Origin of the sequence: uncultured Sphingobacterium sp. (assembly GCF_964277905.1) — a bacterium.
GTDB classification, from domain to species: domain Bacteria; phylum Bacteroidota; class Bacteroidia; order Sphingobacteriales; family Sphingobacteriaceae; genus Sphingobacterium; species Sphingobacterium siyangense.
Genome location: NZ_CAXYKD010000001.1, coordinates 110,336 through 125,184, shown reverse-complemented (window position 1 = coordinate 125,184; position 14,849 = coordinate 110,336). Strand labels below are relative to the sequence as shown.

Sequence of the window (14,849 nt, the reverse complement as noted above, 5' to 3'; positions counted from 1 at the left end):
CAATATGACAGTTAATATCTTTTCGATGAACTCCCAAATGAATTTGGATCAGGCTACAAATTAAATCATACGCCTTTAGCCTAGGGCTGAATGATGAAAATAAAAGCCTTAAAATTAGCGGTAAACTATTTTAGCAGCCATACATATCAACCGTTAGCAGTAACGGTAACGAATGAGAGACCATAGAACAAACTTAAACAACCTTAGAAGTTGTAAATAAAAACTAATCATTATTAATACTAAATATTATAAGCATGAGTCTATTTTACAAAAGATCCGCAGGATTGGCGATATGTACTCTTTTTAGTGCATCGGCTCTCTATGCGCAGCAGACTATTACCGGAACGGTAAAGGATGCCAATGGGCCAATTTCTGGGGTAACAGTTGCTGTAAAAGGTACTACCAGAGCCACACAAACCACCGTAAATGGATCCTTCAATATCCAAGCGGCACAGGGCGAAACGATTCGTATAACACGAGTTGGTTACACTCCACAAGAAATCTTAGTCGGTACCAATACAAAAATTAGTATCACATTATCAGAAAATGCATCCGCTTTAGATGAAGTTGTTGTAACTGGATTAGGTGAATCCAGAGAGCGTCGACAACTGGGATACGCAATGACACAAATCAGTGGAGAAGACATTGCAAAAACAAATGCTATTAACCCAATTGCAGCTTTGCAAGGAATGGTCCCCGGCATGCAAGTTAACGTTGGTACCGGTGGCCCTCAATCGACTCCGCGTTTTCTTATTCGGGGGGCAAGCTCGCTCGATCCTTTCGGCAATACCCCTTTAATTGTCGTAGACGGTATCATTATGGATGATGACGTCGTCATACCAAATCGCGGCGGAGAACAAGATTTCGGTAACATTCTTAAAAATTTCAACTTGGATGATATCGAATCTATCTCTGTTTTAAATGGAGGGTCCGTTACCGCTCTTTATGGCAGCAGAGCAAGTAATGGGGTAATTTTAATTACGACTAAAAAAGGTTATTCTCAACGTGGACTGGGAGTTTCTTTTACACACACACAAGGAATCGACGATCCCTATGCAACAGTAGACTTTCAAGATAAATACGGCACCGGAATATTACCGAACTACGTTTATCCCAAAGGTAATGATGGCTTAGAACAGATTCCCGCTACTTATTTCGGCTATAGTTTTGGGCCTGCCTTTGACGGACGCACGCTGAAAGATCCTGCCGGGCACGAAATAAAATTTCAGCCAAATAACAATATCCTTGATCTCTACCAGACAGGCCAATACAGAAACTCTAATTTAGCTCTTTCGGGAGGAAACGAACAAACTACATTTCGTATCTCCTATTCAAATTCGTACGCAAAAGGAGTAGTTCCACAAAATAAATTTGATAGAAATAGTATTGCATTAAGAGCTACTCATCGCATTAGAAAAGCTGTAGTAATAGATGCAGGGGCAACATATGTTGGGAGCAACAGTTTCAACCCAAATCGTTCTTCTGGAGGAAACAATTTAATGTATGGCCTCACATGGGGAATGCCTAGAGAGTATGATCTTATGTATTGGAAAGATCAATATCTTAATCCTATCAATGGCGGTGTTAGTGATCAAGATCCGACTTCATCACAAGGCGTATTTTTCACGTTGTACGAACAAAAACAACTTCAAAAAGAAGAAAACTTCCGTGGTAATATCAATGCAAAGATTAACTTCACGGATTGGCTACAAATGGAAAATATCTTCAGCGTAAATCTATTCAATGCCAATAACGAACAGAGAAACCGGGGACAGGAATCTAATTTTAACGGAGGTAGCTACCGCACAAATCAGTATCGAGTAATCCAAACAAGATATCATAGTAATATTAACTATAGAAAAACTTTCAATGACTTTGAAGTCACTGCATTAGGAGGAGCTGAAGTAAACCGCTCCGAGCGTAAGGGTTTAGAAGCTTGGACCAATGGCATGCGTATCCCAGACATATTCCGTCTTTCCAATTCAACAAACGCTATAGGCTACACTGAAAGCAAACCTTATATTAGTCAAAGTTTTTCCTTGTTATTTCAAGGTGCTGTCACCTATAAAAAATGGCTTACATTAAATCTATACGGACGTAATGACTGGGACTCATCTCTTCTATACCCTGACCAGACTGGTACATACTCCTATTTTTACCCAGGAATGGATCTAGCCTGGACATTCCATGAAGCGTTGAAATTACCTTCCACTATATTCAGCTTCTCCAAATTAAGATTTTCTTACAATATCGTAGGAAAAGGAACTGATGCATACAGGGCGATGACTGGATATTACCTTCCTACTAGTAATTATATTAGTGCAGAAAACGGCGAAATAACACGTTATTATTTCGACTCAAATAATTTAGGAAACAGGCATCTTGTCCCAGAAAAAAGTTCTACCTGGGAAACGGGTACTGATTTAAGATTTTTAAATAATCGTTTGGGAATTGATTTCACATATTACCAAAAAAACACTAAAAATCAGATTATCAACCTACCAGTTTCACAAGAATCAGGCGTAAGCAATGCGCTTATCAACAGTGGTCATATCCGAAACCAAGGAATCGAAGCTAAGATATATGGTACTCCCATTAAAAAAGAAAATTTTTCTTGGGACGTAGCTTTTAATTATACGCGTAATAGAAGCAAAATTATTGCATTGGCACCAGGTGTAACAGTCTCATCATTAGAAGGAGATGACGGTATTAGGGCGATCGCTGAAGTAGGAGGAGAATATGGCGTTATGGTTGCCTCTTATGGTCTAGCTCGTTTCCAGGCAAGAGATGGTTCAGGAAATCCAATAGATCATCCGAGCAATGGTAAATATGTTATGTCACCTACAACAACGGGAGCATCGTACGTACGTTCGCAAAACTATGCGCAAGGATTAGATAAAGAAATTAAAATTGGATCCACACAACCCAAATTCCTCGGAAGCATTATTAACACCGTGAACTACAAAGCCCTATCATTAAGTGTAATGCTCGATTCTAAATTTGGCGGATATGTATATTCTCCAACATACAATTATGGTTCTCAAACTGGACAAATAGCGAGTACATTATACGGTCGAAAAGGAGAAGCTGGAGGAATACAATTCAAGGATGCAAATGGAAATGAGGCTTGGGGACTTATTCCCGATGGCGTTTTTGCCCAAGGAACTATGTTAGGCGGTAAAGATGTTGGAGGTATGAGCTATCAGGAAGCAGTAGATCAGGGATTAAAAAATCCTATGCTCACCTATGCATACTACAATAACACCTACGGTTGGGGTGCTGGTATCCGCGAAAAATCTGCGTTCGAATCCTCATGGGTAATGGTAAGAGACGTCTCTGTAAGCTACGACTTGCCTCGTACCACAGCATCAAGATTCAAACTTAACAATTTGCGCATGACACTATCTGGCAGGAATTTAGGATATCTTTACAATAGTTTACCAGACAATATCAATCCAGAAGATTATCGTACTACTGGATCTGCATCTGCATTTTTAGGTGGAGGAACGCCACTCATAAGAAGCTTCTCTGTCACGTTAAACACCAATTTTTAAGTTAAAAAGTTTGATCATGAAAATATTATCAAGACACTTAAATAGAATTACTATTCTATCTATATTTATCACTACACTAAGTGCGTGTAGCAAAAAAGATTTCGCAGAATATAACACGGACCCTGATGCGGTTATTAATATCTCTTTACCCCCACTATTCGCTCAAGCAATCACTTCAGCCCACAACAATGATTTTGAAGCGTTTTATGATAATTACAATTTCATTTCAAGATGGTCTCGTGCTTTTCTGTCACGAACAGGAAATGGTATAACGGTTTCAGAAAATGCGGCTAATACAAACAATCGCTACGGAAGATTTTATATTGGTGTTGGAAATGTCCTTGTTGATATCCAAAAGACTGTCGATAAAATGAGTGAAGACGAAAAGGCCAGATATGTCTATATGCGCACCATTCCAACAATACTAAAAGTATATAACGCCTGGTATGTTTCTGACGTTAACGGCAGTTTAGCTTATACCGAGGCATTCGGGGCGAGATATGGCGGTACCTTAACCCCTAAATACGAAACACAAAGCGAATTATATGCGACCTTTGATCAAGAATTAAAGGCAGCAGTAGAAATTCTAAAAAAAGAACAGCCCGTTGAACAATTTAGTTATGGCAACAGTGATCTTTATTTCAAAGGCGATGTGTCTCGATGGATTAAGGCAGCTAATTCGCTTCGTTTAAAAATTGCATTACGCTTGTCAAAACGCGACCCGCAACGTATGGCAACGATTGTTAAAGAAGTACTTGCCGATGCCAGTAATGTAATTAACAGTGCAGATGAAGAATGGGTATTTTATCCAGGAGCTCAGTTTACTGGCGGTGGCAATTGGAACATTACAGGCAACGGAAGGGCTTTTGTAGGAGATCACGATGTGATTGATTATATGTGGAATAATCAAGATCCGCGCTTACGTTTCTTCTTTGTGAAAAATATGTGGAGTGAAGATAATTTCGCTTTAGCTAAAGCACAAGGCAAAATACCTTCCTCATCCATTTTTGATACAAGGCGTTATTATGGTCAGTACTCTAGCCCTTCGTCTCCAAACGATCCAAAAAAATCAAGATTCTTTACGCCAATTCAGATAGCAAACGGCCAAAGCACGATTACATTAGATACAGTTTCCAGAATACAAGATAGATTATTCCAACCCGAAAATAACGGTGGCACGGGATTAGGTACAATGCCATTGATAACGTATGCTGACGTATGCTTTATGCGTGCTGAACTAGCCCAACGTGGAACAACTAGCGAAAGTGCGGAAGAATGGTACTATAAAGGTGTTGAAGCCTCTTTAAAGTTTTATGATAAGGCAGCAAAAAAAGCGCTTATCTATGACTACTCTCCTTTGACAGATACTGAAATAGCAACGTTTAAACAACAGCCGGACATTAAATTCAAAGCAAGCAAAGGATTAGAACAAATTGTATTGCAAGCTTATCTAAATTTCTTCAAAAATTATAATGAAGCGTGGGCAATAGTAAAAAGAACAAATATGCCTAATAATAATACGGCAATTGCTTTTGAACCTTGGTTCGTTGAAGGTCAAGCAATAAAAATGCCACGTAGATTCGTAATAAACTATCCATTAGCAGGCGATTACAATTACCAAAATCGTTTCGATGCAATCGAAGAAATGAGAAAAGATCCTGATTTCGGAGAGCCAACAAGCATATTGGGGCGAGTATGGTGGGATAAAAGTGAATAATAAAACACAATGCAACTTACTTGATCCAATAAAGGATCAGGTAAGTTCTTTATTTTAATAAGCTGGAAAAATGTTATGCCCATGATAAATATCCAAAGATTACCTGAAAAAGGAATCATGATAAGCCTTCTATTGATGTTTTTCTTTCCTTCGAAAGCATTCTTGCAAACCGTAAATAAAGAAATATTTAGGTTGACAGACATCAATAAAAATTCAGACATTTCATTTATGCCTTCTGAATTGGCTACAGTCTATATCTTTCTATCTCCTGAATGCCCATTGTGTCAAAACTATACTAAAGACATAAATACCCTGGCAAAGCAGTATGGTGATAAAATAGCATTTATTGGTATTTTTCCTGGAGAATTATACGAATCTTCCGAAATTCAGGCTTTTGCAACGAAATACAAACTTAATATTCCATTATTCCGAGACACTAACTTAAATCTAACCAATTCTCTTCATGTTAAAATCACTCCCACAGTTACGTTCGTCGAAAACGGAAAAGTAATTTATTTTGGAGCTATTGACAATTGGGCAGTTGATTTGGGCAAAAAAAGAACGGTGACAACAGCACACTATTTAGCAGATGCTTTACGACAACACCTGTCAAAACAAGCGATTACTATAAAAAAGACAGAACCTATCGGGTGTATCATTAACTGATATTGACTCGCTCATTTAATATTGCCATGAACAAAACAGCTATTTATAAAGTTATATCAAGTATATTAAAAACAATATTTATAGTGGTGGGCTTTGTAGATACAAATTCTTATGCTCAATCCTATTATCAAGATGTCGAACCTATTATTTTATCAAAATGTGCGCCCTGTCATCGACCCGGTGAAGCAGCTCCTTTTCCACTTTTGACTTATAACGACATTTCCAAACGAAGTAATTTCATAAAAAAAGTAATCACTTCAGGATACATGCCTCCTTGGACTGCAGATAATAATTATGTCCATTTTTCTAACGATAGGTCACTGACTAAAAAAGAAATCGAAACAGTCGTCAACTGGATCGATAACGGAGTAAAAAAAGGCAAAAAATCAACGACTGAAATAAGTGAACTGTATAGTATCACTGGATATGGACGAACTCCAGATTTGACACTGACAGCTTTAGATACATTTACCGTCAAAGGAAATAACAAAGAACGTTTCGTAGAATTCAAGATACCTTTTGAATTGGATCAAGAACAAGCTATAGAAGGGGTAGAATTCTTTAGCAACAATAAACGCTTAATCCACCATGCTAACTATTCAGTACAGGTGATTTCAGATCCGGCAATAGATATTTATCAACAACCAAAATTTGCCAATCATACCGACGGCAATACTATTTATACAGATCCATACAGAATTTTCAAGCGTGATATGGCATACTATGGAGGATGGATCCCAGGCTCGTCAGCTGAATCTTATCCCGAAGGAATAGGATGGACAATGCCTAAGCGTGGTATAATATTGCTATCTATCCATTTTTCTCCTACACCTATTGATGAGCAGTCCGTTAATGGTATACATTTATTTTTCACCAAAAAACCGATAAAAAGAAAAGTTACTGTTGTAAGCTTTGGTTCTGGCGGTTTAGGAGAAAAGGATATTAGGCCTTCTTTTTTTATGATCCCAGCTAATCAAGTAAAGGATTATACATTGAAATTTACAAATCCCGCCGAAGATCTTTCTTTGCTTTATATATGGCCACACATGCATTATATCGGGAAATCGTTTAAGGCATACTACACCAACAATCTGGGAGATACTATTCCACTCGTAAATATTCCAAAATGGGATTATAGATGGCAAGAGATGTACCGCTATAAAAAATTTATGAAGATACCCCGCGGCTCTACTATACATATGGAATGTACGTATGATAATACCGAAAAAAACCCTTTCAATCCGTTCAATCCACCACAAAATATATATTCTTACTCCAATATGCAATCCGACCAAGAGATGATGACAATGCTGCTGATTTATGTACCATACAAGGAAGATGACGAAAAGCTCAGCGCTTCGCCTGACTAACAATATTTGTTATTAAACTCGATAATAATTAACAACTTTTAGAAGAATCAAAATGATGATACAAAAAATCTTCTCCTGCGCAGTTAGCAAATTAATTATAATACCTTTCGCTTTTTTACATTTTGGCTTACTTGCCCAAAACAAATATCGTTTTGAAAAAGGACTATACTTACAAATTACGCATTCCTATGGCAGAGAAGCAGTCTATTCAGACGAGTTTCTTTGGAACTATTACAACGGAACATTTATTGAGCCCAAAGAAGGGAAAAGCATAACCGGAAAGCAGATAGATCAAGCAAAGTGGACCTTTATCCAGACTGACACCTCTGGTTTTTTTAGACCGTCGCCCGGTATGGGGGGGAACCTACGAAATCCCAATAACCCTGCAGGCCCGGGAAGAATCGAAAAGATAGCTAATTCTACCACCACACAACAAAACGCTACCCCACGACGTGGATTAGGTCCTACCTATTTGTATCTGACTTATAACGCAAAGAAATCGCAAGCTGCTATTCTTAATATCAAAGGCAACAGTGCTGTTTTGATCAACGGCGAACTCCATTCCGGTGACCCCTATCGCATGGGCTGGTTAAACATTCCTGTACAACTAAAGAAAGGATTGAATGAATTTTATGTACGTGGTATATTGGTACAGGCTGAGTTATCATTTCCTACTCAGCCAGCGATATTGGACATTAACGACACTACACTTCCTGATATCGTTTTGGGTAAAAATAACAGTAAATTACTGGCGGGTGTTGTTGTGATCAATAATACATCCAAGAACATGTACGACCTTAATATAGAGAATACTATTGAAGGATTTACAAGTACAACAGCTGTTCCAGTTATCCCGGCACATAGTACGAGAAAAATTAGCGTGCAGATAGATGCGTCAAAAATTGTAGCCATCGGTTCGCCCACAGTAAAGCTCGGTTTGTTCAAAAAAGGAAAACTGATCGATCAGAAAAATATCAACCTACGTAGCGTATCTGCAAGCACACCATACCGCCATACTTTTACCAGTGAAATAGACGGTAGTCTACAGTATTTTGCGGTGAATCCCGCGACCGGCGGTGAAAAATCAGGCGATGCGTTATTCTTCTCCGTACACGGTGCGGGCGTGGAAGCATTAGGGCAGGCCCAAGCTTATCACGCAAAAGACTGGGGAACATTAGTAGCTCCAACAAACCGTAGGCCTCGTGGATTCAACTGGGAGGATTGGGGACGCTTAGATGCGCTAGAAGTGCTTGCTTTAGCAAAACAGACATTAAAACCAGACACACAGCGTGTATATTTAACCGGACATTCTATGGGCGGACATGGAACTTGGTTCTTGGGGGCTACTTATCCAGATAAATGGGCTGCAATTGCTCCTTGCGCCGGTTACCCGACACTTAAAGGCTACGGCTCGGCAGACGGATTAATTCCCGAAAAAGGTCGCAATGAAATGGAGAATATTTTACTCCGTTCGAGTAACCAAAGTGACGTCATCGCCTACGCATCAAACTACAAGCCACTGGGAATTTACGTCTTGCACGGCGATGCCGATCGCACCGTACCGATAAGCTATGCACGTCAAATGCGTAACATTCTCGGTGAATTCCATCCAGATTTCAGTTATTACGAATATCCCGGTGGATCGCACTGGTATAGTAATGAAAGTGTAGATTGGAAACCCATGTTTGATTATTTCAAATGGCATAAACGTAAAGTCGATAAGGATGTCAATAAGATTGATTTTAAAACAGCAAATCCAGGCATATCGGCTTCTTACTATTGGGCCACAATTTATCAACAGGAAGAAGCGTTATCCTATTCACACATCCAGCTCACTCGTGACCTAGAAAACAATACGATCCAAGGCCGAACAGGCAATGTAAAAACCCTGGCCTTAAACCTGGACGCCTTTCCTGAAGGTCAACATATTAATATCATGTTGGATTCGCTATCACAGATTAGCTACCAAAGATCAGCAAAAGATGCGATGATCTATTTAAGGAAGGCGAAACAGGGATGGCAGATCATCGAAAAGCCTTCGCCTGCCGAAAAGGGGCCACACCGAAACGGAATGTTCAAAGAGGCCTTTAACCATAACATGGTATACGTTTATGGTACGAAAGGTACACCCGAGGAAAATAAATGGGCATTTGAAAAAGCGAAATACGACGCTGAGTCATGGTATTACCGTGGTAATGGCTCATTTGACATCATCGCCGACACTGAATTTGACACCACAGCATATGCCAATAGAAATATTATTCTTATCGGCAACAGTGAGACTAACAGCGCTTGGAACGTACTCTTGACAGATTGCCCTATTTCCGTAACATCTTCAACGGTAAAGTTGGGAATGCATACATATGAAGGTAGTGATCTAGGTGGTTACTTTATCTGGAAAAAACAGGGAAGTAATATCCATACGATCGGCATTATTACCGGCACTGGAATCAAAGGTATGAAAGCCGCTACTGCAAACCAATACTTTGCCGGTGCAAGTGGTTTCCCGGATTATATGTTTTTCAAATTGGATATGTTGAAATATGGTCCAAATTCACTTATTGATGCGGGCTTTTATACAAATGATTGGCTTGTAGAATAAGCAACGCGCTAAAATGAAGGAACTATCGAATTGCAGTGGCAAAAAAAAAATGTTTTTTGTGCCGCTGCAATTCATACTCACTAAGAAATATCTCCAATCAAGCGATATCATAAGAATCATCAAGAATAACCATATTTGGAAAATAGCTTTTTTATTAAAAAAAGATTCTGACAATCGTACATTTAAAATTCCAACAGATATATAGATTATAACTTCAACCTTGCGATTAGCAACTTTGCTAAAACACGTAATCCATTTATTTTGAATAGAAAAAACTTTTTAAATAATTTTAAAAAGTTTTTTGAACTTTCGATAAAAATACTTTATCTTTATTAAACAATTATAACCATTCTGTCACTAGCCAATTGACCATGAAAGCTGACATACTAAGATTATTATATTATAATGAGAGGCAATCGATTGCAGAAATCTCAAAATACCTCTCTAAAAGCACTCCTATTGTCACAAAAACAATTAATGAGCTTGTTAAAGAAGGTCTAATCCTTGATAATGGCCTTGGAGACTCTACAGGTGGACGTCGCGCATCCCAATATGGCTTAAACAAGCAGCTCCCGCATTTAATTGCAAGTATTGCAATTGATCAATATTATAGTTCGTTTACCATATCGGACCTAGCCCACAATGTCGTCGCGCAACATAAAGATGTGGCGATTAATCTGAAAGAACAAGATGCTGGTGAAATGATCTTGCAACATCTAGAGGAGGTTATAGCAAAAAATCAAATAGAAACACAGTATATTATTGGTGTTGGCATCAGTATGCCGGGGTTTGTCAATCCCGAAGAGAAAATCAACGATTCTTATCCTAAAAACTCTTCTCTTCACCATCTCTACAAACAGATCGAAGAGAAGTTAAAAGTCACCACCGTCATTGATAACGATTCACGGTGTATCGCGTGGGCCGAAAAAGAATTTGGACATGGTGTTGATATTGCACATACACTGGTCATCAATCTCAACTGGGGTGTTGGTCTTGGGATCATCATAAATGGTGAAATTTTTAAAGGAGCAACTGGTTTTGCCGGCGAATTCAGCCACATCCCACTTTCAGACAAAAATACCCTATGTTCCTGTGGCAAACGAGGCTGCTTGGAAGTTGAAGCCTCTTTAAATGCAGCAATACAAAATACAGAATCTGATATCGAAAATGGGGAATATTCCATCTATTCCACTTTCGCAAAAGCAGGTCAAAACAAATCTGATGCTTTAATTGAAGCTGCAAAACTTGGGGATCAAATTGCCATTAATAACCTCGGAAAAATCGGATACATGTTAGGCAAAGGGATTTCAACATTATTGCATATCCTCAATCCGAACAAAATAATAATCAGTGGACGCGGTGCTGAAGTCGGAGATATCATAGCGCCACAAATACAAGTTGCCATTAACGAATTCAGTATTCCAAAAATAGCGAAGATGACAGCCATTGAAATATCTTCACTTCACAAAGATGCGCAGCAAATGGGAACTGCGGCGCTGGTTGCGGATCATCTGATCGAAAACATTATAAACTAAATCAATTTCATATAACACCTATTCTATGAGTCTATTTCAAAAAAAAGCTGCGGGAATAGCACTGTGTACTGTTTTTAGTGTCACATCGCTATACGCACAGCAATCTCTCACCGGTACGGTAAGAGATGCAAAGGGACCTATCGCTGGAGTCTCTGTTTCAGTAAAGGGATCAAACCGGGCAACACAAACCAGCGAAAACGGTACTTTCTCGATCCGAGCTAGCCAAGGTGAAACCTTACGGATCTCAATTGTAGGCTATAAACCACAGGAAATACAGGTAACAACCACGACAAATTATGATGTTATCCTCTCCAACGATGACTCTACCCTGGATGAAGTTGTTGTTACCGCATTGGGAATCAAACGCGAAGCCAAATCGCTCGGGTATTCCGTCCAAAAAGTCGGTGGAAAAGACTTAACACAAACAAATGCACCTACTGTGGCTACTGGACTCATGGGAAAAGTATCCGGTATGAACATCAGTATGTCAAATGGCGTCGAGGGTGGATCACAACGTGTTGTGATACGCGGCGCAGCTTCACTTACAGGAGCAAACCAACCGCTATACGTTATCGACGGAATGCCGATAGACAACAATCAAATTGCAAGTAAAGGAAATGATATCACCAAAGCAAATGGTTCTTATCAGGATTGGGGATCCATACTTAACTTCATAAATGCAGATGATATCGAAGAAGTCAGCGTCCTTAAAGGGCCTACTGCCGCTGCTTTATATGGCGCACGTGGTGGTAATGGTGTGGTCCTGATCACGACAAAGAAAGGAAAGCTAAAAGAGGGGCTCGGAATTGATTATAACTATTCCTTCCGTTCTAATGATCCCTATCGCTACCAAGACATGCAGAATAAATATGGTTACGGCGGCGCAATTGCGCTCTATTCAGCCGTACCTACTCTACCAGTAGATGCTAAAGGCCAAGTAAGATATCCAGGTGCAGACCCTTGGTCGGGCACAAATATTACGGATCAAAAATGGTTAAGCCAGGGTGCTGTACCCGGTGGAAAAAACACCTGGGATTATTTTAGCTGGTATGGTACAGGCGCCTCCTGGGGAGCTGAAATGAAAGGTCAAGAAATCCTATGGTGGGATGGAACGAAACGGAACTATTCTCCTCAACCCGATAATATTAAATCATTTTACCGAACAGGAAATACCCAAACTCACAATGTAGCATTCAGTGGTGCAAATGACCTCGGAAGTGTCCGGCTATCCTATACCCGCCAAAATAACACCTCTATTATTCCTAACAGTAACTTTAATAACAATACCTTCAACTTAGGAACTAACGTCAAAATATCTAAAAAAGTTACCGCTGATGTTTCTGCTAGTTACATTAACTACTACCGCCTGAATTCTCCAGATGTAGGTAATAGCAACAACTCATGGGGTAAATTTTCGACATACGGGATGTCTAGAGATTATAAAAATCTTGAAAAAGACATCTATCGCAATGCCGACGGCAGTAAGAACTTATTGGATGGATCAGTTTACAATATGGGATACCCCTATGGAGGCTATGGAAAAGATCTATACTGGAACATCTTCATGAACAACACGGAATTGAATCGCGACCAGCTTTTAGGTACCGTCAAGTTAAATGCAGAATTAACCGATTGGCTAACTTTAATGGGTAGAGCTTCTGGAAATTTCTCTTCGGATGAATTTGACAAGAAATTCTATCCTACCGATAAAGAAGGATTGCAAGGCAAATATGGACATGAATTATACAAAACAACAGACCGAAATCTTGACTTTTTAGCTACAGCACATAAGGACAATTTAAATGGCTCCAAATTCAGCGGTAGTGTTTCGGTAGGTGCAAGTTCCTGGAAATCAAATTATCGCGGAATCCAAGGCTTTAATGATGGACCGTTCAATGATCCTTTTTTATTTTATCTTGCCAATATAAACAAAACAGGTTCCGTATCCGGATTTGTCCCTGTTGAGGAGCGAATGGAACAACAGATTAACTCTCTTTTCGGTATCGCCAACATATCGTATGACAACTTCCTCTTCTTCGAAGGAACATTTAGAAATGACTGGGCTTCAACGTTACCGAGCAAAACAAGAAGTTACAACTACCCAGCGGCGTCATTGAGTTATGTCTTCACAGAAAAATGGAATGACAAGCCCAGCTGGTTAGATTATGGTAAATTGCGTGCTGCATTCGCCAAAAGTGCAATTGGAACAAAACCGTATCAAACATCTTATATTTACGGTACAGGAACATTTAATGGTCAAGCCCTGAGAAAAATTTCCAACAATTTACTTCCTGTAGATTTATTAAAACCACAACGCTCTACTTCGTATGAAGTAGGAACAGACTTAAGCTTCCTGAAAAATCGCTTAGGACTAACCTTTACCTATTATAAAGTCAACTCAACCGATCAGATTATCGACTTAAATGTCGCACCATCGTCTGGGGTTACTGGGGTACGGACAAATTCCGGAGAACTTCAAAACCAAGGTTATGAATTTACGCTGCGAGCCACTCCGATCAAAACACAGGATTTCTCCTGGGATTTAACGCTTAACGGAGCCCACAACAGAAATAAACTCATTAAGTTAGCTCCAGGTATTGACGAATACTACTTAGATGAAATGTTCGGAAATGAAGGGGTAACGATGAAAGTTAAAGTTGGTGATAATTTTGGTACAATATATGGCACTGACTTCACTTATGATGATAAAGGCAATCGTATTGTTGAACGTGTCTTGGACGGACAGGGTAACCCTACGGGTACGCGTTACAAAGTGACGACCAATCAAGTACCCATTGGAAATGCGAATCCAAAATTAACAGGCGGGCTTGGCACAAACCTTCGCTACAAAGATTTCTCACTCTATGCACTCGTCGACTTCAAATGGGGCGGAGATATCTGGAGTGGAAGTTATTCAACTGCTATGGGCAATGGCCTGGCTCCTGAAACCTTGTTGGAAAGAGACGGCGGCGGTTTAGCATATACCTATCCTGATGGAACGAAAGCAAACCACGGCGTCATATTGGATGGGGTTTTTAGCAATGGTGAACAAAACAAAGACGTTGTTCACTACATGTGGAAATATGCAGGCTCATACGCTGCATGGTCTAATATACCAATGCCTCGCAGTTTGGCAGTTTTGGAAAATTCCTGGGCAAAACTACGCGAAGTTAGATTGACCTATCAAATTCCAAAATCGGTCGTTCAAAAAACAAAATTCTTCCAGGGAATGTCCGCCTCTTTGATCGGTCGCGATTTATTTTACCTATATACCAGCCTACCGGATAATTTAAATCCGGAAGCTGTCAATGGTATCGGTAATGCGCAAGGTATTGAATTTGGCGCTCTTCCAGGAGTCCGTTCCTTAGGATTTAGCATAAGTGCATCATTTTAACATTCGGAAAT

Annotated in this window: 7 protein-coding genes; all 7 read left to right on the top strand. The window is 39.5% G+C overall.

Going from position 1 to position 14,849, the window contains the following annotated elements:
* Window positions 1-254: 254 nt before the first annotated feature.
* The 7 genes from ACHWSC_RS00415 to ACHWSC_RS00385 all read left to right on the top strand — a co-directional run bounded on the left by ACHWSC_RS00415 (window position 255) and on the right by ACHWSC_RS00385 (window position 14,838).
* On the top strand, window positions 255-3,554 hold the full coding sequence (locus tag ACHWSC_RS00415) for a SusC/RagA family TonB-linked outer membrane protein (protein ID WP_394675453.1): 3,300 nt from the start codon (window positions 255-257) through the stop codon (window positions 3,552-3,554).
* 16 nt (window positions 3,555-3,570) lie between these two features.
* Complete coding sequence (locus ACHWSC_RS00410; RefSeq protein ID WP_313186341.1) at window positions 3,571-5,271, top strand: SusD/RagB family nutrient-binding outer membrane lipoprotein; 1,701 nt, start codon at window positions 3,571-3,573, stop codon at window positions 5,269-5,271.
* Window positions 5,272-5,352: 81 nt separating this feature from the next.
* The gene (locus ACHWSC_RS00405; protein ID WP_394675452.1) at window positions 5,353-5,937 is read left to right on the top strand and encodes a redoxin domain-containing protein; all 585 of its coding nucleotides are present in this window, start codon (window positions 5,353-5,355) and stop codon (window positions 5,935-5,937) included.
* A 26-nt stretch (window positions 5,938-5,963) separates the two neighbouring features.
* On the top strand, window positions 5,964-7,307 hold the full coding sequence (locus ACHWSC_RS00400) for a c-type cytochrome (RefSeq protein ID WP_394675451.1): 1,344 nt from the start codon (window positions 5,964-5,966) through the stop codon (window positions 7,305-7,307).
* 52 nt (window positions 7,308-7,359) lie between these two features.
* Window positions 7,360-9,909 (top strand): prolyl oligopeptidase family serine peptidase, encoded by a 2,550-nt coding sequence (locus tag ACHWSC_RS00395; RefSeq protein WP_394675450.1) that lies wholly within the window; start codon window positions 7,360-7,362, stop codon window positions 9,907-9,909.
* Window positions 9,910-10,280: 371 nt separating this feature from the next.
* Window positions 10,281-11,444: an ROK family protein gene (locus tag ACHWSC_RS00390; protein WP_394675449.1), complete on the top strand. Its 1,164-nt coding sequence runs from the start codon at window positions 10,281-10,283 to the stop codon at window positions 11,442-11,444.
* Between the two features lie 25 nt (window positions 11,445-11,469).
* Window positions 11,470-14,838, top strand: coding sequence for a SusC/RagA family TonB-linked outer membrane protein (locus ACHWSC_RS00385; protein WP_394675448.1), 3,369 nt, complete (start codon window positions 11,470-11,472; stop codon window positions 14,836-14,838).
* Window positions 14,839-14,849 lie beyond the last annotated feature (11 nt).

What these genes read in the sequence shown, in the direction of transcription:
- ACHWSC_RS00415 (WP_394675453.1), top strand. Translation starts at nt 255, where the DNA reads ATGAGTCTATTTTACAAAAGATCCGCAGGATTGGCGATATGTACTCTT.
- ACHWSC_RS00410 (WP_313186341.1), top strand. Translation starts at nt 3,571, where the DNA reads ATGAAAATATTATCAAGACACTTAAATAGAATTACTATTCTATCTATA.
- ACHWSC_RS00405 (WP_394675452.1), top strand. Translation starts at nt 5,353, where the DNA reads ATGATAAATATCCAAAGATTACCTGAAAAAGGAATCATGATAAGCCTT.
- ACHWSC_RS00400 (WP_394675451.1), top strand. Translation starts at nt 5,964, where the DNA reads ATGAACAAAACAGCTATTTATAAAGTTATATCAAGTATATTAAAAACA.
- ACHWSC_RS00395 (WP_394675450.1), top strand. Translation starts at nt 7,360, where the DNA reads ATGATGATACAAAAAATCTTCTCCTGCGCAGTTAGCAAATTAATTATA.
- ACHWSC_RS00390 (WP_394675449.1), top strand. Translation starts at nt 10,281, where the DNA reads ATGAAAGCTGACATACTAAGATTATTATATTATAATGAGAGGCAATCG.
- ACHWSC_RS00385 (WP_394675448.1), top strand. Translation starts at nt 11,470, where the DNA reads ATGAGTCTATTTCAAAAAAAAGCTGCGGGAATAGCACTGTGTACTGTT.